This is a genomic window from Providencia sp. PROV033, from assembly GCF_028484855.1.
GTDB lineage: Bacteria > Pseudomonadota > Gammaproteobacteria > Enterobacterales > Enterobacteriaceae > Providencia > Providencia alcalifaciens.
The window spans coordinates 1-24,980 of the sequence record NZ_JAMPSW010000044.1; the positions used below are offsets into that span (position 1 = coordinate 1).

Here is a 24,980-nt window from a genome sequence, read left to right on the forward strand (position 1 = left end):
AAAAAAATTGTGTGAAAAAACACTGAACTTTTAATAAGGGATTAATATGCGCTCATCTAGGGAAAGCCATTACATTTTCAAAGAGCTAAAAGTGCTTTGTGATAAAAACTACATTGTCATTATTGATTACAATGAAAAAAGACTATCCATCGCTACAATAGAAAAACCAAATGATAATTTACTGTCTACTTTACGTTTCATTGCCAGCGTACCCGTCTGTTATGAAATCTGGGCAAAAGAAAAAATTGACCATTATTTCAATCGCCATATTTTAGAAATTAATGAAGATGAAAATGCATATCAGACCAATTCCACTGAATCTGTCAATGTGGTATCGCCTGCGGTTGATTTTGTCGAAGATTTATTAAAAATGGCGGTGAGAAAACGCGCTTCCGATATTCATCTTGAACCGACAAAACATAATTTAAAAATCCGCCTTAGGGTTGATGGTAAGCTCTATATCTTTCCTTCCCCACCTCATGAAATAAACAATGAAGTTATTGCTAGAATAAAAATTTTATCAAAAATGAATATTGCGGAAAAAAGAATTCCACAGGATGGTCAAATGAATTGGAATTTTGAACGGAAAAACTTTAGTATTCGCCTCTCTAGTATGCCAACTATCCACGGTGAAAAATTAGTTCTTAGATTACTCAACACTCAATTGAAATACTCTATTGAACAGATTGGAATGTGTTCATCCTTATTATCTGACCTCAAAAACACACTACAAAAACCGCAGGGGTTAATTTTAGTCACCGGTCCCACAGGTAGTGGCAAAACTGTCACACTCTACAGCGCGCTTGAGTATCTAAATAAAACGTCAAGAAATATATCAACGATTGAAGATCCTATTGAGATCCCTCTTGGGGGAATAAACCAAACACAAGTAAACGAAAAATATTCACTTACTTTTGCGTTTATCCTGCGAGCACTACTACGACAAGACCCTGATGTTATTATGATTGGGGAAATTCGTGATGAGGAAACCGCCCAGATAGCAACTCGAGCGGCGCAAACTGGTCACCTTGTACTATCAACACTTCACACCAACTGCACCATGAGTGCCATTACTCGTATGGCACAGCTCGGTGTCGACAAGAATCAGCTCCAATCTTGTTTAAAAATGGTTATCGCTCAACGCCTAGTAAGGAAACTTTGCACCTATTGCAAACAAGAAACACCGACAACCGCTCAAATAAATCAGTCCAAGAGTATTAATGAATATCACTCAACTGGTTGTGAACACTGCTTTTCTGGGTTCATGGGACGTGCTGCAATCTATGAATATCTCGAGCAAACGCAGCTCGATTTCATCTTTAAAGAAGGCAATAAAGTTCCAGATAATTTCAAAAGCTTATTTCAAACAAGCCTTGAGCACGTTGATTTAGGGGAAACAACATTACAAGAAATCTACTCTACTATCGGGCAAGGGAGATAAATTCAATGTTCATTTATAGTTACACCTCATTAAACAATAATTATTATGTAGCTGACAGCTTAATTGCAAAAAGTAAAAAACAAGCATTTTTAGAAATCATTAATCGAGGGCAAACACCCATATCAATAAAATTAAAATCTATTTTTATTTTTGATGCGGAAAATTTGAATTATAGAATTCACTTTTTTCATCAACTTAACATTCTATCCTCATCAGGAATTAGTTTACTAAAGTGCTTTCAATTGCTTCAACTCAATTGCCACCTACCTTTTTGGCGAGATATTATTAATCATACGATTAGCGACCTAGAAAAAGGAAATAATTTTATTATAAATTTTAAAAAACACCCTCATATTTTCAATCCAACCATTATTAGCTTAATTAGGATTGCTGAAAAAACCGGAAAATATGATGAAAGCTTTTTAATCATTAAAAATATGCTTGAAAATAATCAAAAAACATCAATTTTAATCAAAAAAGCCTTACGTTATCCAATTACCTTGATAGGTTTTTCCAGCTTGTTACTGATTATTATGTTGATTTTTGTCATTCCTCAATTTGCTGAGATTTATGAGAACTTTCAACAAGAACTGCCTGCTATAACAAAAGCCGTTCTCTTAATATCCAACTCTATTATTGATAATACGAGAGAAATCTTAGCAATTCTATTTCCTACTATATTCATAGGTATAAGATATAAATCTTCTATATCGAATAGGTTGGGGTTTTTAATGGATTTTTTACCCTATATTAAGAACATCATCCGAATGAAGAGCTTGAACCTGTATTTTCTGACTCTTTCCTCAACCTTAAAATCAGGACTGTCCCTATCTGAATGTCTTGATTGCTCAGCAAGAATTATTAAACATAGCCAGTATAATAAAGAATGTAATGAAATATGTTACTCTGTTCTTAAAGGTAGCTCATTATCAGATGCAATGAAAAATACACATTTATTCCCTGACTTAGCCATTCAACTCATTTCTCTTGCTGAAGAGTCAGGAAAACTAGAATACTTTACATTATATTTATTTAAGTATTACACACAGCAATATGAAACTATTACAGAACAGCAACTCAAAAACCTTGAGCCTATTTTACTTTTATTTATAGCAATAGTTGTCTGCTTAATTATGTTTGCAATGTACTTACCCATATTTAATTTAGGCTCGGTAATTTCGGGTGCTTAACTATGCATCCAAAGAAAACAGTTAAATTTAGATAGTAAAAACTGTTTGAAGTCACAGTTATATCCATAACATCATAGCTTGCTTAAATTGTATAAAGACAAATTAAAACTTTCAGTGTAATCTGACTTATTTCCAGTGAATTAAAGAATTTTTATGTCTTATATTGTTGCCCTCACAGGGGGAATAGGAAGTGGTAAAACAACGGTTGCCAACGAGTTTGCTAAGCTAGGAGTTCCACTAGTTGATGCTGATGTTATTGCCCGCCAAGTTGTTGAACCGAATACCCCTGCGATCATGAGTATTGCACAGCATTTTGGTCAAAATGTAATAAATCATGATGGCTCTTTAAATAGGGGTTATTTGCGAACCGTCGTGTTTTCAAAGCCAGAAGAAAAAATGTGGTTAAATGCTCTTCTTCACCCTTTGATACAACAAGAAACGCAAAAACAACTTCAGCAGGCTAACTATCCTTATGTTTTATGGGTTGTTCCCTTACTTGTTGAAAATAAGATTACGCATTTAGCGGATCGTGTTCTTGTCGTTGACGTCACTCGAGAAGAGCAGATAGAAAGAACAATTCAACGCGATAACGCAGACCGTGAGCATGTTATTCACATATTAGATGCACAGGCATCTAGAGAAGAAAGACTCTCATATGCTGATGATATTATCACCAATCATACTAATGATGCCGATATACCAAATAAAGTTGTTGAACTACACAAACAATACCTAGCACTTGCAGCACAAAAAGAATAGGAATGAGTATGAGCGAACACATCGAGACAACTTTGGTTACTTATGAATATCCAATGAATGAAAAAATTCGTTCTTGGTTGCGCCTTGAAACGTTATTAATGCAAATCTATGAGCAGAGCAACATTACCTCATACTCTTCAGGAATTGCTTTTTTTCGCTCAGTATCTGAATTAATTGAAATTCTAGATAGAGGTGAGGTTCGCTCTGACCTTATCAAAGAGCTAGAAAAACAAAAAAATCGACTACTTAACTGGATAGACTCACCAAATGTTGATAAAACATTAATCACTTCATTTCTGAATGAATTAACTCCGAAAATAAGTAGTTTGATGTCTGCTCCTAGATTTGGTCATCAACTGCGTAATGATAAAATCATTAGTATGGTTCGTCAGCGCCTCAGTATTCCTGGTGGTTGCTGTAGCTTTGATTTACCTACCCTACAACTATGGCTCAATATGCCTCAAGCAGATAGAGATAACGAAATCAAAAGCTGGCTAAATAGTTTAGCCCCTTTACAAGAGGCCTTAGAAACTGTCCTACTGCTTATTCGCCAAAACGGAAGCTTTGAAGCCGCTGAATCTCATAATGGCTTTTACCAAGGTAGTGTTGAAGGAAAAGAACTTTTACGTATTCGGCTAGCTCCAGATAATTTGATATATCCACAAATTTCAGGGCATAAAACTCGTTTTGCCTTACGTTTTCTTCATATCGATAGCGAGAATGGTATACTGCCAGACGTCATTCGTTTTCAGTTAGCCTGTTGTTAGTTTGAGAGTCGATGTATGAGTGAAATTATTGAAGTCAATTGCCCTACCTGCCAAAAAATTGTTGTGTGGAATGAATCGAGTCCCTTCCGTCCATTTTGCAGTAAACGCTGCCAACTTATTGATTTAGGTGAATGGGCAACCGAAGATAAACGCATTGAAAGCCAAGGTGATATTTCAGACAGTGAAAGCTGGAGCGAACCGCCAGAGTACTAACTTTATTTTCTAGATTAACAGTGAAAATAGCCATCATTAGGCTATTTTCATCTCTATTCTTAGTACTCCCTTAACAGAATAGCATTAAAGATTGTGTTAAACCTTTTTTGTCAGCATATCTACAATCACGCGGTTAGCGAGTGGAAAATCTTCCGCTATTAAGTCGTGTTGTTTAATCCAACGTGATTTTTGCCCCTCTTTTCCATACGGTTCATTTTCCCAGTCTGAAACCATAAAAAAGTAAAGGGTGATAAATCTATCTTCAAATTCATGATCAACTTGATGGAATAAATGACAGTCAGTGACTGCAATACCAACTTCTTCCTCTAGTTCACGAATTAATGCATCCTTTGGATGCTCTCCTTTTTCTAGCTTTCCGCCAGGGAATTCCCAGAACCCCGCCATATGAGTACCCTCAGGGCGCTGAGTAATAAAAATATGTTGCTGAGAATTACGAATGATCCCAGCGGCAATATGCAGATGTTTTTTTTCCATAATTTCGTCATTAAAAAGGCGGGTTTCCCCGCCTTTATTTATTAGTTATCAAACTTTACATTAATTCAAACGGCCATGGCACTGTTTGTATTTTTTACCAGAACCACAAGGGCATGGATCATTACGACCAATTTTATGACCTTGAGTTGCAATTTTCGCTTCTGTTTCAGTCATTAACGATTCAGCTTCTGCTTCATGGCTTAAATGCTGCTTCTTAGCCAAGCGCTCTGCTTCTTCACGACGTTGTTGTTCTAATGCTTCAACTTCTTCAGGTAAGCGCACCTGAACTTTTGACAGAGTACTGATCACTTCATATTTCAGTGCTTCCAACATGTTTGCAAACATACTGAAAGATTCACGCTTGTATTCTTGTTTTGGATCTTTTTGCGCATATCCACGTAAGTGAATACCTTGACGTAAATAATCCATAGAAGCTAAGTGCTCTTTCCACAGTGTATCCAGCGTCTGTAACATAACGCCTTTTTCAAAATTACGCATCGCCTCAGCACCAACAATCTCTTCTTTACGTTGGTAAATTTCCACTGCTTTTTCCATGATACGTTCACGTAACGTTTCCTCATGAAGTTCAGGTTCTTTATCCAACCACTCTTGAATTGGTAAGTCGAGGTCAAAGTCATTAACTAAACGTTTCTGTAAACCGTCAATATCCCACATCTCTTCCAGAGATTGAGGTGGAATATATGCATCGATAATGGTGGTAAACACATCTTCACGAATGCTATCTACGGTTTCTTTGATATCGCCACCATCCAGCAGCTCATTACGCTGAGCATAAATAGCGCGGCGTTGGTCACTTGCTACATCATCATACTCAAGTAACTGTTTACGAATATCAAAGTTACGGCTTTCAACTTTACGTTGTGCATTCGCGATCGCTTTAGTAACCCATGGATGTTCAATGGCTTCACCAGGTTTCATACCCAGTTTTTTCATCATGCCCGTTACACGGTCTGATGCGAAGATACGCATTAAAGCATCTTCCATTGACAGATAGAAACGTGATGAACCAGCATCACCTTGGCGTCCCGCACGACCACGTAACTGGTTATCGATACGGCGAGATTCATGACGCTCAGTACCGATGATATGTAAACCGCCAGCCGCTAAAACTTCATCGTGACGAATTTTCCAGTTCGCTTTGATTTCATCAATTTGTTCTTGCGTTGGGTTCTCTAACGCAGCCACTTCTGACTGCCAGCTTCCCCCTAACATAATATCGGTACCACGCCCCGCCATGTTAGTTGCGATGGTTACGGCGCTTTTTTGCCCCGCATTAGCGATAATATCAGCTTCCATTGCGTGAAATTTCGCATTCAATACGTTATGAGCAATTTTTGCTTTAGTCAGCGCATGAGAAATTAATTCAGATTTTTCAATCGAAATGGTACCGACCAGAACTGGCTGACCTTTGGACGTTTTATCACGAATATCTTCAATAATTGCTTCAAATTTGTCGGCTTCAGTCATATAGACTAAATCAGGCATATCCTTACGAACCATTGGACGGTTAGTTGGGATAACAATCGTATCCAGTTTATAGATAGAGCTAAATTCGAATGCTTCGGTATCTGCTGTACCCGTCATACCCGCTAATTTTTCGTATAAGCGGAAATAGTTCTGGAAAGTGATAGATGCCAATGTTTGGTTTTCATTATGAATTTCAACACCTTCTTTTGCTTCAACAGCTTGGTGCAGACCATCAGACCAACGACGCCCTTCCATTGTACGACCAGTATGTTCGTCGACAATAATGACTTGGTTATCTTTAACAATATAGTCAACATCACGAGTAAACAGTGCATGTGCACGTAAACCTGCCATGACGTGGTGCATCAGCATAATGTTTGATGGTGAATAAAGCGACTCGCCTTCATCCATTAAACCAGCTTTTGCCAGTAATTCTTCAACCAGAACCAGACCGCGCTCTGTAATTGTTACCTGACGAGATTTTTCATCAACCGAGAAGTGACCTTCACCTTGGAAAGTGTCTGAGTCTTCTTTTTCTTGGCGAACGAGTTTCGGGATCAGTTTGTCCACTTTGATGTACAGATCAGAGCTATCTTCCGCTGGACCTGAAATGATCAGTGGCGTACGCGCTTCATCGATAAGGATAGAGTCCACCTCATCCACTAATGCGTAATGCAGTTTACGTTGAACGCGATCTTCTGGGCTAAATGCCATGTTGTCACGTAAATAGTCAAAACCAAATTCGTTGTTAGTACCGTAAGTAATGTCTTCCGCATATGCTTGACGTTTTGCAGGCGGAGCCATACCCGGTAAGTTAATACCAACCGTTAACCCTAAAAATTCGAATAATGGACGGTTATTTTCCGCATCACGTTTTGCTAAGTAGTCGTTCACGGTAACAACGTGAACCCCTTTGCCTGATAATGCGTTAATGTATGCTGGCAGCGTTGCAGTCAGTGTTTTACCTTCACCTGTACGCATTTCTGCGATGCAACGTTCGTTCAGAACCATACCACCGATTAACTGAACGTCGAAATGACGCATACCGAATACACGTTTACTTGCTTCACGCACTGTCGCAAACGCTTCAGGGATCATATTTTCAATGCTTTCGCCTTGCTTTAAACGCTCACGAAATTCTGCGGTTTTGGCTTTCAGCTCGTCATCCGATAATTTCTCAAACTCCGGCTCTAGCTGGTTAATTTTTTCCACTTCTTTACGCAGACGGCGCAGAGTACGGTCATTACGGCTACCAAATACTTTGGTTAATAGTTTAGTTAACATATTTTTTCTCAGGTAAATCAATTAATTATTTGAATCAGTGATTTTTGACACGATGAAAAGCGTCCCAATAGCAGGCTTTACATCGTTAAATGAATTTAGGCGAAAAAGGGTCCAGCCCGAATGCCATGTACCTGAGCAACCCAAATCGCGGGCTGATAAACAGTAAAGAGGGGGTAGATGTATTCACTCGCTTGAGTGGTTGCCACATCCCATTGAAGTGATCGTTGAGCCAGCATGGCATACAACGTATCCAGCATTAACTGAGGGGCAAATAAAGGTTCTTTTTGTAACTTGCTTTTATCGGTACCTTCATCTTCAGTTGCAGAAAAAGCAAAAGTCAGCTGGCGGATAACATTACGTACCGCATGCTGCTGCCAGTAATTGACAGAATAAGAGGATGAGGATGAAGAACGCTGAGAATTCTGCTGAGCGAATAAATTATCGAATGCATTGACAGCTTGGCTTTGTCGATTTGCTGGCGCAGAATTGATTAAAGTTTGCTGGGATTCTGATAAGGCATTTAAAATTGTAGGCAAGCCAACACCCGTAGCCACAACACCTAATAACAGGTGGGACCAAAAGTATCGTCTACCTAAATGTCGCCAAAAATTTAAAATGCCCATCAAACTCTTATATAATTTATAGATTAAAGTATGATTCCCAATTATGTTCTGACATCTTTAGCAATCGCGTAAAATGAGAGTTCACAATGAGAGATAGTCATCCACAAGCACTTTTCGATGTTCTCGAAGAGTCTCTGGCGAAAACATCAAACACTTTACAAACTATTCAGCGAAATGCAAAAGCTATTCTAAAATTGAATCGTGTTGTAAAAAGTTTGCTGCCAGCAGAAATTAAACCCATGTGTCGAGTGGCAAACTACCGTAATAACATTATGGTTATCGAAGTGGCTAATGCCAGTTGGATGACCCGCCTTAATTACGAGAAAATGAATCTTACTTCTGCATTAAGGTCGTCTATTCTACCATCTTTATCTTCCATCGACATCAGAATCAACCCCGATCTTATACGAAAATCTAAGCAAAATAGCTCATTGAATAAGCAATCAGTGAATCAAAAGGAAAATCGTAATCAAAGACAGATTAGTACACAAACTGCTGAGCAGTTATTAAGATTAGCAGAAAAGAGTCCGAAAGGATTAAAAGAGAGATTTGAGCGGCTGGCTGCATTAGCCGGAGAGAGTACTAATGCAACCAACAGAAAAGGCTAGCTCTGACTAGCAGAGATAGCCGCATAATAGAAACTATTATGCGAATACAGTCGAAGGCGCTTTGAATGCCAGAGGTAATTCAGCTTCGTCTTCAAAGGTCACTAAATCCCAAGCAGACTCTTTAGCGAGAACCGCTTGCAATAGTTTATTATTCAATGCGTGACCTGATTTAAATGCAGTGAATGCACCAATAATGTTATGTCCACACATGAATAAGTCACCAATTGCATCAAGCATTTTGTGACGAACGAATTCATCTTCAAAGCGTAAACCATCTTCGTTGAGAACTTTGTAGTCATCAACGACGATAGCACAGTCAAAACTACCGCCTAAGCATAGGCCTTTCGATTGCAGATATTCAATGTCACGCATGAAACCAAATGTACGCGCGCGGCTAATTTGGTTTACAAAAGATTCCGCTGAGAAATCCATTGCATAGCGTTGCGTGCTGCTATCAATTGCAGGGTGTTGAAAATCAATAGTGAAATCAAGGCTAAAGCCATTGTATGGGGACATTTCCGCCCACTTATCACCATCTTCAACACGTACAGTTTCTTTAATGCGTAAGAATTTCTTCGCACAATTTAATTCTTCAATACCGCCATCGAGCAGTAAGAAAACAAACGGTGCAGCACTGCCATCCATAATCGGGATTTCAGGCGCATTGACTTCAATAACAATGTTATCGATACCTAACCCTGCTAAAGCAGCATTCAAATGCTCAACAGTTGAAATACGTACGTTATCTTCGTTGACTAAGCAAGTACATAACATAGTATCGCGAACTGATTTCGCATCTGCCGGAAAATCTACCGGTGGATTAAGGTCAGTACGACGGTAGATGACCCCGGTATTGGCCGGTGCCGGACGTAAAGTAAGCGTAACTTTCTTGCCGGTATGTAAACCAACACCAGTCGCTTTAATAATACGTTTAAGTGTCCGTTGTTTGATCATCGTATTTTCTCGCAATGTTATAAGTCCTACTGGCTATCTTAATTGATAACCAGTAGAAAATTTTAGCACAAAAAGCGGAAAAACCAATATAATTAAAAATTAATCGGCCTGTTTACGCAAGAAAGCTGGGATATCTAAATAATCCGGCTCTTTATTTGCTTGCGTATTTTGGTCGTTAACGGCTTTTGCAGCTGGTTTTTCATCATTTAATGAAGACATGCTATTTTGCATTTGCTGATAGCGCTGCTCCATAGAAGTTTGCTGAGACATTTTATTGCTCACTAAAGTAATTTCTGGACGTTTGTCCATGCCAATACCTGTAGCAACAACAGTCACACGCAATTCTTCGTGCATTTCTGGGTCTAAAGAAGTACCGATTACGACAGTCGCATTATCCGATGCGAATGCACGAATGGTGTTACCCACTGTTTCAAACTCATCCAAGCGCAGGTCGAAACCAGCAGTAATGTTGACCAGAACACCACGCGCACCTGACAGGTCGATGTCTTCCAGAAGAGGACTAGAAATAGCCATTTCAGCTGCTTCTTCCGCTCTATCTTCGCCACGAGCCACACCTGAACCCATCATCGCATAACCCATTTCTGACATTACTGTACGCACGTCAGCAAAGTCCACGTTCATTAAACCTGGACGAGTGATCAGTTCAGCGATACCTTGAACTGCACCTTTTAATACGTCATTTGCCGCACCAAAAGCATCCAGCAAAGAGATACCACGACCAAGTACTTTCAGTAGTTTGTCGTTAGGGATAGTGATCAGCGAGTCAACATGTTTAGACAGCTCAGTGATACCCGCTTCCGCGAATGCCATGCGCTTTTTGCCTTCAAAGTTGAATGGCTTAGTCACAACAGCAACAGTCAGGATACCTAATTCTTTAGCAACTTCAGCAACAACTGGAGCCGCACCAGTACCGGTACCACCGCCCATACCCGCTGCGATAAACACCATATCTGCGCCATCAAGAGCATTGCGCAGTGCTTCACGGTCTTCTTCCGCCGCGTTACGACCAACTTCAGGGTTTGCCCCCGCCCCCAGACCTTTCGTAATACCTGTACCGATCTGAATGGTTTGTCCGACTGCGGTTTTACGCAAAGCTTGTGCATCAGTGTTGACAGCAAAGAACTCAACACCTTCGATGCGCTCGCGTACCATGTGTTCAACGGCATTTCCGCCGCCGCCGCCAACGCCGATGACTTTAATCACCGCATCGTTGGTTAGCTCCATTGGTTCAAACATAATGTCTCTCCGTTTTGTGCTTACTATTGAAGCTAATAATATGCTTCTAAATAAAAATTAAAATTCTTTTCTCAACCAGCTGGTGAGCTTACTAAACCACCCGCTAACTGAAGCACGTTTTTCCGTTTCGGTATCATCGCCAAGATGGCTTTCTTTACCGTAATGCAGAAGCCCTACCGCTGTGGAATAGTATGGCTCCTGAGCATAATCCGTTAATCCTGTTATATTAAGTGGGGTTCCAATTCTGACTTGCGTATGAAACACTTTTTGAGCGCATTCAACTAGCCCATCAATCTGTGCTGCACCACCCGTCAAAACTATCCCAGCCGCTAAGTGGTGTTTGACACCTTGCAGGCGTAACTGTTCCTGTAAATTTAAAATTTCTTCATTGACTAAATTTAACAGCTCAGTATACCGTGGCTCAATCACTTCTGCTAAGGTTTGACGCTGTAAACTTCTTGGAGGACGACCGCCTACACTCGGCACTTCCACCGTTTCATCTTTACTCACAATCGAACCGACTGCACAGCCGTGACGTACTTTAATCGCTTCTGCATCCGTTGGAGGTGTTCCAAAAGCGTAAGCGATATCGCTTGTAACCACATTTCCTGCGTATGGGATCACTTTGGTATGACGCAAAGCACCACCCGTATAAACCGCCATGTCCATTGTGCCACCGCCGACATCAACAACACAGACACCTAATTCGCGTTCATCTTCTGTGAGGACACTGTAGCTTGCTGCTAGACCGGCAAAAATAAGCTGGTCAACTTTTAACCCGCAACGCTCAACTGCTTTCACGATATTCTTCGCCATATCGTTATGGCAAGTGATTAGATGAACTTTAGCTTGCATACGAACACCCGAAAGACCGACTGGGTTTTTAATACCTTCTTGGTAGTCAATTGCAAATTCTTGCGGGATAACATGCAGAATTCGGTGTTCGTCTTTAACTCGGACAGATTTTGCCGTATGAACCACACTATCAACATCTTCTTGGGTCACTTCTTCTTCTGAAATTGGCACCATACCAATTTCATTTTGGCAACTCACATGTTTACCTGATAATGCCAGGTAAACAGAAGAGATTTGGCAATCTGCCATTAATTCAGCTTGGTCAATCGCTCTTTGGACGCATTTAACAACCGACTCAAGGTCGTTAACGCCACCTTTGTCCATTCCGCGAGATGGACAGCTTCCCACCCCAATAATATTAACCATACCATCGGGCAGAATTTCACCTACAAGGGCCGACACCTTGGAAGTTCCAATTTCAAGGCCTACCACTAATTTTCTGTCCGTTGCTTTAATCATTTGCTTCTGCCTATTTGCCTAATTTGAGTTTTTAGCAATTTGTCTTATTGGAAGCCTTGCGGTGCGTCAACTAATAGAGGCGCCCACCCCACCGCTGCTCCACTGGTATAACGCAAGTCGACATAATCGACGCGCTTATCAGTCGTTTGCTGTAAAAGCGGATAAAGCTCGAGAAAACGGTTTAACCGCTCTAACACATCTTTTTTCCCAAGTTCGACTCTTACATCATTATCTAAAATAATCTGCCATGCATGGCGCGCTGTCATAGAAACGGATTTTAGTTTCAAGTTATTTTTAGCCAAAATACCACTTAACACAGCAAATTCTTTCAAAACTTCTGTTTGGCTACCTTGCGGACCATACAGCATCACATAATCACCTTTACCATTTTGGCTAGGAGGAAGGGTAAAAACGCGCCCTTCTTGATCGACCATATTTTGGTCATTCCATCTTGCGTAAGGCTTATATTCCGCAATATGGATTTTTAATTCATCTGGCCACTGTTTGCGCACAGTAACTTGTCGGATCCAAGGCATCATGCTGATTTGATTCTGAATTGCATTAACATCCACCGTCATAAATGTTCCTGGCTGACCTAATGATAAAATCGCCTTTCGAACATCGTCGTTTGTGGTGTAATTGCGTTCTCCAGTCAATATCAGTTTGGACATAGGCAGCCTATCGGCATCCTTCATCCAGTTCATCACAGTCCAGCCGCTCCATACAATGGTGCCGACAACCATGAGGAAGAAAATCAATCCGCTCAAAAACGCCCCATTGCTGGGTCTTGAGCGCGGGTCTTCATCTTGCTGACCGCTATTATGATTATGGTGCCTTACGTTTAACGCTGCCTGTGACATATTAACTAGCCAATTCCAAAATTCGTACCACTAACTGCGAAAAATCCATACCCGCTTGACGCGCAGCCATTGGGACTAAACTGTGACTGGTCATTCCCGGTGAAGTATTAACTTCAAGTAAATAGAATTCGCCATCACTATCTTGCATCACATCAACGCGCCCCCAACCACGGCAACCCACTGCCTGATAAGCTTTCATCGCCATATCCGCAAGTTTTGCCTCGAGGTCATTCGTTAATCCACTTGGGCAGAAATATTGAGTCTCATCGGACAGATATTTTGCTTCATAGTCATAAAAAATACCCGGTGGTTGAATACGGATAGAAGGTAGAACTTCATCACCTAATACTGCCACCGTATACTCTGGACCACTTAACCACTTTTCAATCAATAACGTATCGTCAAATTGGAAGGCTAACTCAATGGCTTCTGGTAATGCATCCAGAGAATCCACTTTACTCATTCCAACACTGGAACCTTCCAAACTCGGCTTAACGATTAACGGCAATCCTAAGTGCTTAACTTGCTGAGCTAGTTGCTCTTTTTTAATATTAGTATATTTCTGCCTGTTAAGTGAAATATATGGAGAAACACTTAGACCCGCACCTTGCCAGAGTTGTTTGGTGCGCAGCTTATCCATACTCAGCGCAGATGCCATAACGCCACTACCTGTGTATGGAAGCCCCATAAACTCAAGCATGCCTTGTATCGTTCCGTCTTCTCCGCCACGACCATGCAAGGCAATAAACGCTTTATCAAAACCAGCTTCTTTTAATGTCACAACAGGAAAATCTTGGGTGTCAATTGGATGGGCATCAATGCCTGCTTGACGTAATCCCGCCAAGACCGCATTACCTGACTGAAGTGAAACTTCACGTTCAGCGGATGTGCCTCCAAATAGAACCGCAATTTTTTCTGTCATGCTTATTCCTCAACCATTGGTGGTTGTAACTTCGTTTCTGCTAGGTTTTTGGCTATTTTACCAATATTTCCTGCGCCTTGAACTAAAATTAAGTCGTTATCATCAAGAACTTGAGCCAGCATATGTGAAACTTGTTCTGGTTCTGCAACAAAAATTGGGTCAACCTGCCCACGACTGCGAATTGTACGGCACAATGAACGGCTATCAGCTCCCGGTACAGGCTTCTCACCCGCAGAATAAACTTCCAGCATCAGTAGGACATCAACCTGTCCCAAGACATTCGCAAAGTCATCATATAGGTCACGAGTTCGTGTATAACGGTGTGGCTGGAATACCATGACGATACGCTTATCTGGCCAGCCAGCTCGCGCTGCTTTAATGGTGGCATCGACTTCAGTTGGGTGATGACCATAGTCATCAACTAGCATCACGTCGCCTTCTTTCCCATTCACATTACGCAACGCATAATTACCTAAGAAATCAAAGCGGCGACCTGTGCCTTGGAATTCAACCAGTGCAGACAGAATGTGTAGATCATCGATACCCTCTTCGGTTGCCACCGCAACCGCGGCAGTAGCATTGAGCGCATTGTGACGTCCCGGTGCATTCAGAACAACAGTCAGCTCAGGCATTCCTTCACGCGCAATGGTGAAGAAACCTTGATTCCCTTTTTGCTCGTATTTAGTGATTCGTACATCAGCGTCTTCACTAAAGCCATAAGTCGTAATGTAACGACCAATTTTAGGTAATAATGCGCGAATAACAGGATCATCGATACACATGACTGCACGACCATAAAATGGCAAGTTATGCAGGAAATTAATGAATGTATCTGTCAGGTTTTCAAAATTACCCTGATAGGTATCCATATGATCAGCTTCAATATTTGTCACAACAGCAACTAATGGCTGTAAATGCAAGAAAGAAGCATCACTTTCATCCGCTTCCGCAATTAAGTAGCGACTGCTACCTAAACGTGCATGAGTCCCCGCTGATTTAACGAGTCCACCATTAACAAATGTTGGGTCTAAACCAGCTTGTGCATAGATTCCAGAAATCATCGCCGTTGTGGTCGTTTTACCGTGAGTGCCTGCGACTGCAATACCGTGACGGTAACGCATTAATTCAGCGAGCATCTCTGCACGACGGATGACCGGAATACGTAATTCTTTAGCAGCTTGAATTTCTGGGTTCTCAGCAGAAATCGCCGTGGAAACCACAACCACACTCGCATTTTCAACATTTTCAGGGCGATGATTAAAATAAATCGTTGCACCCAATTCAGTTAATTGCTGAGTGACTGCGTTCGGGGCAAGATCTGAACCACTAATTTCATAACCTTCGTTAGCCAACACTTCAGCGATACCACCCATGCCAGCACCGCCGATGCCGACAAAATGAATGTGCCGTACTCTACGCATTTCTGGCACTGATGTTCTTAATTTCGCTAACTGTTGTGTATTCACTGTATTTCCGCTTCTCTGTAAATTCTGTCTACATTCTATTTTGTAAGATGCACGCTATTTTGCGAGGCTTATGCTATTTCTTCGCTACATCGCAAATAACCGCAGCAACACGCTCGGTTGCATCCGTGATGGCACAGCTATAGGCTTTCTCTGCCATCGATAATAATTCGGTTCTATCCCACTTATTGAGTAACTCAGCAACGGCTTCCGCCGTAAATTGTGGCTGTTCAATAATTTTAGCTGCACCTGCTTGTTCCAGAGGCAGCGCATTCCAATACTGTTGACGGTCTTTGTGCTGGAAAGGAACAAAAATCGCAGGTAAACCTGCCGCCGCAATTTCGCTGACAGTTAATGCACCTGAACGACACACCACAATATCAGCCCATGCGTAAGCTTGTGCCATATCATCAATAAATTCAGTCACTTTAAACTCAGAATCGCCTGAATTTTGCAAAAAATCATTATACAATGCTTCTGTCGATTCCTTACTGCCTTTTCCAGCCTGATGCCAGATATTTAACTGTTTGCTTACTTTTCCAGCAACTAATGGCATGACTTGATTTAAAATTCGAGCTCCTTGACTTCCACCCACAACTAATACGCGTACCGCGCCATCGCGCCCTGTTAAACGCTCTTGTGGTGCTGGTAATGCCAATACATCCTCACGTACAGGGTTACCCACAACAGGCGCATTAGGAAAGGCACCAGGGAAGGCTTGCAAAACACGTTTAGCGATTTTTGATAACCATTTATTGGTTAATCCGGCAATGCCATTTTGCTCATGCAAGACAACAGGGACACCACATTGCCAAGCAGCAATACCACCAGGACCAGAGACATATCCGCCCATCCCCAAAACCGCATCGGGTTGGTAGCGCTGAATAATGCTTTTCGCTTGACGAATCGCTTTGTAAATCCGCCAAGGTGCTCCCAGTAACGCACCAATGCCTTTGCCTCTTAAACCTGAAATTTGGATAAACTCAATATCAATACCATGTTTAGGCACCAAGGTTGCTTCCATACGATCAGCAGTACCTAACCAGCGGATTTCCCAACCTTGAGCCTGCAAATAATGCGCCACAGCTAAGCCGGGAAAAACGTGTCCCCCAGTTCCGCCTGCCATAACGAGTAATTTTTTTGCCTGACTCATTTGGAACTCCTTACAAACGCCTGAGCTTTCTCAAGTCGTGTTTCATAATCAATTCTAAGTAACACAGCGATCGCCGCTGACATCACTAATAAACTCGATCCCCCGTAACTAATCAGTGGGAGAGTTAGACCTTTTGTTGGCAACATACCCGCAGCAGCACCAACGTTAACTAATGCTTGGAAGGTAAACCAAATACCGATAGCACATGCGAGATAACCACCAAATAATTGTTTGGTCAGTAGCGCTCTACGCCCCACCATCATCGCTCTAAATGCCAACATAAAGACCATCAGTAAAACCAGTACGACGCCCACATAACCAAGCTCTTCGGCGAGTACGGAGAAAATAAAGTCGGTATGCGCTTCAGGTAAGTATTCTAGTTTTTGTACTGAGTTACCCAAACCTTGTCCTAAGAGCTCCCCTCGACCAAATGCCATCAGTGACTGTGTTAGCTGATATCCACTACCAAACGGGTCATCCCATGGATTTAAGAATGACGTTACGCGGCGCAAACGATAAGGCTCGAAAACAATTAAAGCCAGTACCCCTACGCCACAAGCTGCGATACCAATAATAAATGGTGCTAAACGAGCTCCCGCTAAAAACAGTAATCCCAGCGTTGTCACAACCAGTACAACCACCGTTCCTAAATCCGGCTGTAACAGTAGCAGCAACGCCATCATGATCAAAATACACATCGGTTTTACAAAACCAAAAAACTTGGTGCGTACCTCGTCTGACTTACGGACTAAATAACTGGATACATAGCAAAACAAGGCAAATTTTGAAATTTCGGCGGGCTGAATTTTCACAATACCAATGTCAATCCAGCGCGATGCCCCGTTAACTGAGCTTCCCGCAACTAATACCACTGCCAACATGGCTAACGCGCCCATCAGCAAGATAAAACTGTATTTTTCCCATGTTGCCATTGAGACACGCATCACTCCTAAAGCAAGGAGGAATGCGACAACTAAATACACCACATCACGTTTTGCAAAATAAAATGGGTCATCGGTTAATCGCTGCCCGACTGGCATTGATGCGGATGTCACCATAATGAAACCAACTGCTGCCAAACCGAATGCTAACCAAACCAATGTACGATCGTAGAGTGTCGAGCCTGAAATCACGCCATTCTTTTCACCGATGATCCAGTTTTTTAAACGCAAAGCACCCGGTATGGTCATTAACCTAACTCCTTAGCGAGCTGAGCAAACACATCACCACGTTGCTCAAAGCTTTTAAACTGATCTAAGCTGGCACATGCAGGGGATAACAGCACCATATCGCCCGATTTCAAGAGCGGCGCAATTTGGCGCATACTCTGTTCCATCGTCTCAGTCAGCACTGATTTTTCAGGCGCTAACTGCGCGAGTTGCTGACCATCACGACCGAAGCAGTACAAGCGGTAGTTATCCGCCGCAATATACTTTTTCAATGATGAAAAATCGGCTGATTTACCATCACCACCTAGCAATAGATAGACAGTCCCATCCACGTGCAATCCATTGAGTGCGGCTTCGGTACTGCCCACATTGGTCGCTTTTGAGTCATTAATCCAACGTACACCACGATTGAATAAGACCAACTGGAAACGGTGCACTAAACCGGCATACTCTTTTAAAACTTGAATGCTCGCTTCACGAGGAATTGCAACGGTATCTGCTAATGCTAATGCCGCCAACGCATTCATATAGTTATGCTGCCCCGTCAAATGCATTTGTGTTACATCCAGCACCACTTCACCTTGAGCCACTAAAACACGTTTTTGAGTATCAAAGTAATAATCGCCACTGTTTAAACCAAAACTTGTGCATTGACTTAACTCTTGGTGATGAGGAAGCGTTAACGGATCCTGCGCATTCACAATGCAATGCTTTGCATTATCATAAATACGTAGTTTTGCCGCACGGTATTGCTCAAGCCCCAATGGGTAGCGATCCATATGATCTTCAGTCACATTCAACACGGTCGCAGCCGCTGCTCGTAGGCTAGACGTAGTTTCTAATTGGAAGCTAGACAGTTCCAACACAAACAGGCTATGCCCTTGATTGAGCAAAGAAACTGCAGGAATACCGATATTTCCGCCCACACCAACGGAAATTCCAGCTGATTTCGCCATTTCTCCCACAAGGGAAGTTACCGTGCTTTTACCATTAGAACCTGTGATTGCGACGATTGGTGCATCTGCTTCACGACAAAACAGCTCAATATCACCAACAATTTCAATACCATTTTTTGCAGCTTCTTGTAGCTGTGGTGTTGCTAGCGCAATACCTGGGCTCGCTACAATCAAATCAGCATGTTGCAACCATTCATTGTTCAGGCTGCCACGATGGCAGGCAACCTGTTCAGGGAGTTTATCAACACCAGGTGGCACAGCACGGGTATCCATCACGCGAGGTACAACCCCACGAGCAAGGAAAAAGTCCACGCAGGAAAGCCCAGTTAATCCTAAGCCAATTATCACGACGTTTTTACCCTGATACTGCTGAGCCTGTGAATGTACCATCTTAACGCACCTTCAATGTTGCCAGTCCAATCAGAACTAACATAAGAGAGATAATCCAGAAGCGCACAATAACGCGTGGTTCTGGCCAACCTTTCAATTCATAGTGATGGTGAATTGGTGCCATACGGAAAATGCGTTGCCCACGTAATTTGAATGAGCCCACTTGTAAAATCACCGACAATGTTTCAACGACAAACACACCGCCCATGATCACTAATAAGAATTCTTGGCGTAGCAGAACAGCAATAGTTCCTAGCGCACCACCTAAAGCTAATGAGCCAACATCACCCATGAAAACTTGTGCAGGGTAGGTGTTAAACCATAAGAACCCTAAACCTGCCCCAACAATCGCGGTACACACAATCACTAACTCACCCGCATGTGGTAAGAATGGAATGTGCAGATAGTTAGCAAAGTTAACGTTACCTGTTGCCCATGCGACTAAGGCAAAACCCGCAGCAACAAACACGGTTGGCATGATCGCTAAACCATCTAAGCCGTCTGTTAAGTTAACGGCGTTACTGGTTCCAACGATAACGAAGTAAGCCAGTAAAATGTACAACACACCTAATTGCGGCATCACATCTTTAAAGAACGGAACAACCAGCTGAGTCGCTGGCGTGTCTTTACCAATGGCATACATAGAAAAGGCAACAACTAATGCAAGCACGGATTGCCAGAAATATTTCCAACGAGCAATCAAACCACGGGTGTCTTTTCTCACCACTTTGCGATAATCATCAACAAAGCCGACAATACCGTAACCCACTAACACCAGCAGCACACACCAAACATAAGGATTGTCTAAACGCGCCCATAACAGCACAGACATACAAATAGAAAACAGGATCAAAATCCCGCCCATGGTTGGCGTACCACGTTTACTGAAGTGAGACTCAGGACCTTCATTACGGACAACTTGACCAATCTGCATTTTTTGCAGGTAAGCAATGAGATGTGGTCCCATCCACAAAGCAATAATTAATGCTGTCAGCAAACCGACAATGGCTCTGAACGTCAAATAGGAAAAGACGTTAAAAGCAGAAAATTTATGGACTAATAATTCGGCTAACCAGACTAACATTCGAAGCACTCCTTCAATGCATTCACAACATCTTCCATCGCGGAGCTGCGTGAACCTTTAACTAAAATAGAAACAACATCATTCTGCTGTGCTAGCGGAATTAGTCGGGTTAATAAATCTTGTTTCACTGTGAAGTGCTCACCGCGCTCGCTAGATTGGCTAATGATTTCGCTTAGCTGTCCAACACTCAGCACTTTATCTAAACCTGCTTGTTTCGCTGCTAAACCAACGCGCTCATGACACTCATGGGCGTAATCACCAAGCTCCCCCATATCGCCAGCGACTAAAATGCGATAACCGGGCATTTTTGCCAGTACATTAATCGCGGCAATCATTGAACCGTCATTTGCGTTATAGGTATCATCCAGCACCACTTTGGTATCGCTCAAGCGTACTGGGAATAAGCGCCCCGGTACTGCCTTTGTCGTCACTATACCTTGCTTGATATCTTCTAAGGTTGCCCCTACAGAGATAGCTAATGCACTCGCGGCTAAAACATTCGCGATATTATGCACACCGGGTAATGGCAACGTAATTTCAACCTGCCCTACTGGAGTATGTAGTGTGAAATCCGTTGTGAGCTGTTTAATTTGAATATTGGACGGGTAAAAATCCGCTTTCTCAGTCAGTGAGTAATACCAAACTGTTTGGCGTGAACCAAACTGCCACTTATCTGAATAACTGTCTAAGTTCACAATCGCCGTGCCTTCTTCAGGCAAACCTTGGTAAATTTCACCTTTGGCTTTTGCGACACCTTCTGGAGAGCCAAAGCCAGCAAGATGCGCACCAAATAAATTATTAACGAGTGCAGTTTCTGGCTTAACGATATTGGTTGTGTATTCAATTTCATGTGGGTGATTCGCCCCCATTTCGATGACCGCAAATTGATACTCATCGGTTAAACGAAATAGCGTTAGCGGAACACCAATATCATTATTCAGATTACCTGCGGTATATAACGTGTTACCACGTTGCCCCAAAATTGAGGCGGTCATTTCTTTGACTGATGTTTTACCGGAAGAACCTGTCAGCCCTACCACTCTGGCTTTAGATTGTTGGCGAACCCATCCTGCAACTTGCCCCATGGCAATACGGGTATCTTCCACAATCACTTGCGGGCAATTAACGTCCAATTGGTGGTCAACTAACAGTGCTGTCGCGCCTGCCTCAACCACTTGACCGGCGAACTCATGAGCATCAAAACGCTCACCTTTTAAAGCAATAAACAGGCAGCTAGCTTCAATTTTACGGCTATCAGTGCTGACATTTAACAGAATCAGGTCATGATTAGTCGCATTAATAATGCGCCCTTGAGTCACTTGTGCCAGTTGGTTTAAGGTGATTGGGATCATGCCATCACCCCCAATAATCTCGCGACGGTTAAGCGGTCTGAATAATCTAAACGACGTGAACCAATGATTTGATAATCTTCATGACCTTTACCTGCCACTAAAATCACATCATCAGGCTGTGCTTGTAAAATCGTGTTAGTCACTGCTTCTGGGCGACCAGGGATGGCTAGAACTCGGCTAGAATCTAAAATACCTGCCATGATGTCATTAATAATATCCAACGGATCTTCGCTACGTGGATTATCGTCAGTGATCACAACTTTATCCGCATACTGCTCAGCAGAAGCACCCATTAAAGGACGTTTCCCTTTATCTCTGTCCCCACCGCAACCGAATACACACCACAGTTTGCCTTTACAATGTAAACGGGCTGCTGCTAGCGCTTTTTCTAAGGCATCCGGTGTATGAGCATAATCAACAACTACCGTCGGTTTACCCGTTACACTGAACACTTCCATACGCCCACAAACTGGCATTAACGCATTGGTCGTGGCGAGGAGTTTTTCTAATGGGTAATCCATCATCAGTAGGGTTGCCATCGCCAGCAATAAGTTGCTTACGTTAAACGCGCCCATTAATGGGCTTTCAAATGAACCATTACCCCAAGTCGACGCAAAATGAATCGTTGCACCTTTATCGTGGTAATCGACATCCGTTGTTTTTAACCATGGACCTTGCCAGTTGGCAGGGATGCTATCTTCCATGGTCACTGCACAAGCTTGCGGTAAACGCTGTAACCATTTCAGTCCTACTTCATCATCGGCATTAATAATTTGAGTTTTTGTGTGATGAGTAGAGAACAGCAGCCATTTTGCGGCTTCGTAGTTTGCCATATCGCCATGGTAATCAAGGTGATCACGACTTAAATTAGTGAAAACAGCCGCATCGAATTGTAATGCAGCAACGCGCCCTTGAACTAAGCCATGGGAAGACACTTCCATCGCGGTCAACGTGGCTTTTTTATTTAGTAATTGGGTCAGTTCCAGTTGAATATCAACCGCTGAGCCTGTGGTATTCTCGCTTGGAGAAACATGCCCCAGAATCCCATTCCCCACAGTCCCCATGACCGCAGAGGTTTCGCCTAACCCTTTTGCCCATTGAGCAATTAATTGCGTCGTCGTGGTTTTACCGTTAGTCCCGGTCACACCCACTAGTTTCATTTGGGAGGAAGGTTGATGGTAGAACTCACCCGCTAATGCAGATAAACGATTATTTAGGTCGTTAAGATAAATGACAGGCACACCATGAACAAAGCGAATTTCGCCTTCTTCAGCTTCGCCGTGTGCTTCTGCGATCACCGCAGAAACCCCTTGAGCGATAGCTTGAGGAATATAGTGTCTACCATCTGACTGATGGCCTTTTACTGCAATAAACAGATCACCCGCGGCAGCCTTACGACTGTCTAGCGTCATCTCTCGTAAAGAGATATTTGTTGTACTCACACCAAATGGGGCGAGGAGTTCACAAAGATTACGATCTGCCACTTTTAACCTCTTTTTGACTGTTCACGATTTCACTTTTATCGTCTGTTTGCAATGCATCTGGCTCCACATTCATGAGACGTAAAACCCCACCCATGATAGAACCAAAGATAGGTGCGGATACCGCACCTCCGTAGTACTTACCGGCTTTTGGATCGTTGATTAACACAACGAGCGCATAGCGCGGATTGCTGGCTGGTGCAACCCCGGCGGTATAAGCGATATATTCATTGATATAACGCCCTTCAGGTCCGACTTTCTTCGCGGTACCTGTTTTAATTGCAATACGATAGCCTTTAATTGCGGCACGCGTTCCCCCGCCACCAGGCAGAGCAACGCTTTCCATCATGTGCACGACAGTGCGCATTATTGGCTCTGGAAATACTCGGGTCCCCGGAACAGGCGGGTCGACTTTCGTAATCGATAATGGGCGATATACCCCAAAGCTACCGATCGTTGCATAGGCACGCGCAAGCTGTAATGGAGTCACCATTTGCCCGTACCCGAAAGAAAAGGTGGCCCTTTCTAAATCAGACCACCGTGTTTTTTTACTTGGAAAGATGCCACTACTTTCCCCGACTAACCCCAGATTAGTCGGCTTACCAAACCCAAAGCGGCTATACACGTCCACCAGCTCTGTGGCAGGCATCGCTAACGCTAATTTTGAAACACCAACGTTACTCGACTTCTGTAAAATACCGGTAATTGATAACTCTGCGTAACGCGCAACGTCTTTAATTTCATGTCCATTAACGCGGTACGGATAGGTATTCAAGACCGTATTTTCTTTAATAATTTTATTGTTCAACGCACTCATCACAACGAGTGGCTTCACCGTAGAACCTGGTTCAAAAATATCGGTGATAGCCCGGTTACGCATGGAGTCCATCGGCGTACCCGCAAGGTTATTTGGGTTATAGGATGGACTGTTTGCCATCGCTAAAATTTCCCCTGTATTCACGTCCACAAGGATAGCAACACCCGATTCTGCTTTGTTCTCTTGAACCCCTTTTGTTAGCTCACGATACACAATAGATTGAATGCGCTCATCAATACTGAGCATCAAGTTATGCGCCGCTTGGCTATCAACGGAGGAAACTGTTTCAATAACACGTCCATTACGGTCTTTACGTACCGTACGCTCACCTGGAGAGCCTTTTAACCAGCGATTAAAGCTTTTTTCTACACCCTCAATACCTTCACCATCAATATTGGTCACCCCTAATAAGTGGGCAGTGACTGGACCTGATGGATAATATCGGCGAGATTCTTTACGTAAATAGATCCCCGGAACTTTTAATTTGCGGACGTATTCACCAATGGAGGGGTTAACTTGTCGAGCGAGGTAAACAAAGCGCCCTTTCGGGTTAGCTGAAATTTTAGTGGTAATTTGTTCAAGTGGGATTTCTAGTGCATCTGCGAGGGCTTTCCAATGTTCATCATTCGTGATCCCGCCTTTTTCAAAGACTTCTTTAGGATCTGCCCAGATAGCATTCACAGGAACACTCACCGCTAACTGACGCCCTTCTCGGTCACTGATCATACCGCGAGCTATCGAAACTTCTTGAACTCGAAGGGAGCGCATGTCCCCTTCTTTTACCAGTTTTTCTGGTGCAATAATTTGTAGGTACGCAACACGAGTCAGTAATCCTGCTAATGCCAACCCAATACATCCACACAACAAAACAAAACGCCAGCGAACAAAGCTGGTGACTTCTTCTGTTTTCTTGTTCTTAGCGGGTTTGGTTGCTTTCATT

22 protein-coding genes are annotated in these 24,980 nt (G+C 42.7%); 6 read left to right on the forward strand and 16 right to left on the reverse strand.

Annotated elements, in window-relative coordinates; genetic code table 11:
• Positions 1-46: 46 nt before the first annotated feature.
• From PSF16_RS09475 to yacG, 5 genes are all read left to right on the forward strand, one after another.
• Positions 47-1,441, forward strand: coding sequence for a GspE/PulE family protein (locus PSF16_RS09475; RefSeq protein WP_006661166.1), 1,395 nt, complete (start codon positions 47-49; stop codon positions 1,439-1,441).
• A 5-nt stretch (positions 1,442-1,446) separates the two neighbouring features.
• Positions 1,447-2,631, forward strand: a complete 1,185-nt coding sequence (locus tag PSF16_RS09480) for a type II secretion system F family protein (protein WP_272689165.1) — start codon at positions 1,447-1,449, stop codon at positions 2,629-2,631.
• A gap of 153 nt (positions 2,632-2,784) precedes the next feature.
• Complete coding sequence (gene coaE / locus PSF16_RS09485; protein WP_006660771.1) at positions 2,785-3,390, forward strand: dephospho-CoA kinase; 606 nt, start codon at positions 2,785-2,787, stop codon at positions 3,388-3,390.
• Between the two features lie 8 nt (positions 3,391-3,398).
• Positions 3,399-4,157 carry a cell division protein ZapD gene (gene zapD / locus PSF16_RS09490; protein ID WP_272689166.1) on the forward strand — a complete coding sequence of 253 codons (759 nt, stop codon included), beginning with the start codon at positions 3,399-3,401 and terminating at the stop codon, positions 4,155-4,157.
• Between the two features lie 15 nt (positions 4,158-4,172).
• Positions 4,173-4,370: a DNA gyrase inhibitor YacG gene (gene yacG / locus PSF16_RS09495; protein ID WP_006660769.1), complete on the forward strand. Its 198-nt coding sequence runs from the start codon at positions 4,173-4,175 to the stop codon at positions 4,368-4,370.
• Positions 4,371-4,466: 96 nt separating this feature from the next.
• On the opposite strand, the gene mutT is transcribed toward yacG, so the two are convergent.
• The 3 genes from mutT to secM all read right to left on the reverse strand — a co-directional run bounded on the left by mutT (position 4,467) and on the right by secM (position 8,260).
• On the reverse strand, positions 4,467-4,865 hold the full coding sequence (gene mutT, locus PSF16_RS09500; protein ID WP_036968221.1) for an 8-oxo-dGTP diphosphatase MutT: 399 nt from the start codon (positions 4,863-4,865) through the stop codon (positions 4,467-4,469).
• Positions 4,866-4,925: 60 nt separating this feature from the next.
• Positions 4,926-7,637: a preprotein translocase subunit SecA gene (secA, locus tag PSF16_RS09505; RefSeq protein ID WP_272689167.1), complete on the reverse strand. Its 2,712-nt coding sequence runs from the start codon at positions 7,635-7,637 to the stop codon at positions 4,926-4,928.
• A 95-nt stretch (positions 7,638-7,732) separates the two neighbouring features.
• A complete protein-coding gene (secM, locus tag PSF16_RS09510) occupies positions 7,733-8,260 on the reverse strand; it encodes a secA translation cis-regulator SecM (RefSeq protein WP_006661162.1) in 528 nt (175 codons plus the stop codon).
• Positions 8,261-8,346: 86 nt separating this feature from the next.
• On the opposite strand from secM, the gene PSF16_RS09515 reads away from it, so the two are divergent.
• The gene (locus tag PSF16_RS09515; protein ID WP_272689168.1) at positions 8,347-8,868 is read left to right on the forward strand and encodes a DUF721 domain-containing protein; all 522 of its coding nucleotides are present in this window, start codon (positions 8,347-8,349) and stop codon (positions 8,866-8,868) included.
• Positions 8,869-8,904: 36 nt separating this feature from the next.
• Here the strand turns inward: PSF16_RS09515 and lpxC are convergent, their stop codons facing one another.
• The 13 genes from lpxC to ftsI all read right to left on the reverse strand — a co-directional run bounded on the left by lpxC (position 8,905) and on the right by ftsI (position 24,979).
• Positions 8,905-9,822, reverse strand: coding sequence for a UDP-3-O-acyl-N-acetylglucosamine deacetylase (lpxC, locus tag PSF16_RS09520; RefSeq protein WP_006660764.1), 918 nt, complete (start codon positions 9,820-9,822; stop codon positions 8,905-8,907).
• A gap of 99 nt (positions 9,823-9,921) precedes the next feature.
• Entirely contained in the window at positions 9,922-11,079 is a 1,158-nt protein-coding gene (gene ftsZ, locus PSF16_RS09525; protein WP_006660763.1) for a cell division protein FtsZ, read from the reverse strand.
• Positions 11,080-11,136: 57 nt separating this feature from the next.
• Positions 11,137-12,393, reverse strand: coding sequence for a cell division protein FtsA (gene ftsA / locus PSF16_RS09530; protein ID WP_006660762.1), 1,257 nt, complete (start codon positions 12,391-12,393; stop codon positions 11,137-11,139).
• 44 nt (positions 12,394-12,437) lie between these two features.
• Entirely contained in the window at positions 12,438-13,253 is an 816-nt protein-coding gene (gene ftsQ, locus PSF16_RS09535; protein WP_006660761.1) for a cell division protein FtsQ, read from the reverse strand.
• 1 nt (position 13,254) lies between these two features.
• The gene (locus PSF16_RS09540) at positions 13,255-14,175 is read right to left on the reverse strand and encodes a D-alanine--D-alanine ligase (RefSeq protein ID WP_036968218.1); all 921 of its coding nucleotides are present in this window, start codon (positions 14,173-14,175) and stop codon (positions 13,255-13,257) included.
• Positions 14,176-14,177: 2 nt separating this feature from the next.
• On the reverse strand, positions 14,178-15,641 hold the full coding sequence (gene murC, locus PSF16_RS09545; RefSeq protein WP_179897408.1) for a UDP-N-acetylmuramate--L-alanine ligase: 1,464 nt from the start codon (positions 15,639-15,641) through the stop codon (positions 14,178-14,180).
• A gap of 73 nt (positions 15,642-15,714) precedes the next feature.
• Complete coding sequence (gene murG / locus PSF16_RS09550) at positions 15,715-16,791, reverse strand: undecaprenyldiphospho-muramoylpentapeptide beta-N-acetylglucosaminyltransferase (RefSeq protein ID WP_006661158.1); 1,077 nt, start codon at positions 16,789-16,791, stop codon at positions 15,715-15,717.
• Complete coding sequence (gene ftsW, locus PSF16_RS09555; RefSeq protein WP_006661157.1) at positions 16,788-17,981, reverse strand: cell division protein FtsW; 1,194 nt, start codon at positions 17,979-17,981, stop codon at positions 16,788-16,790. The genes murG and ftsW overlap by 4 nt, the downstream gene beginning before the upstream one ends.
• Complete coding sequence (murD, locus tag PSF16_RS09560) at positions 17,981-19,306, reverse strand: UDP-N-acetylmuramoyl-L-alanine--D-glutamate ligase (protein WP_006661156.1); 1,326 nt, start codon at positions 19,304-19,306, stop codon at positions 17,981-17,983. Before murD ends, ftsW begins: the two co-directional genes overlap by 1 nt.
• Before the next feature lies 1 nt (position 19,307).
• Complete coding sequence (mraY, locus tag PSF16_RS09565) at positions 19,308-20,390, reverse strand: phospho-N-acetylmuramoyl-pentapeptide-transferase (protein WP_006660755.1); 1,083 nt, start codon at positions 20,388-20,390, stop codon at positions 19,308-19,310.
• On the reverse strand, positions 20,384-21,742 hold the full coding sequence (murF, locus tag PSF16_RS09570; RefSeq protein WP_272689169.1) for a UDP-N-acetylmuramoyl-tripeptide--D-alanyl-D-alanine ligase: 1,359 nt from the start codon (positions 21,740-21,742) through the stop codon (positions 20,384-20,386). Before murF ends, mraY begins: the two co-directional genes overlap by 7 nt.
• Entirely contained in the window at positions 21,739-23,226 is a 1,488-nt protein-coding gene (gene murE / locus PSF16_RS09575) for a UDP-N-acetylmuramoyl-L-alanyl-D-glutamate--2,6-diaminopimelate ligase (RefSeq protein WP_006661154.1), read from the reverse strand. Before murE ends, murF begins: the two co-directional genes overlap by 4 nt.
• Positions 23,213-24,979 (reverse strand): peptidoglycan glycosyltransferase FtsI, encoded by a 1,767-nt coding sequence (ftsI, locus tag PSF16_RS09580; protein ID WP_006660752.1) that lies wholly within the window; start codon positions 24,977-24,979, stop codon positions 23,213-23,215. Before ftsI ends, murE begins: the two co-directional genes overlap by 14 nt.
• Position 24,980: the final 1 nt, after the last annotated feature.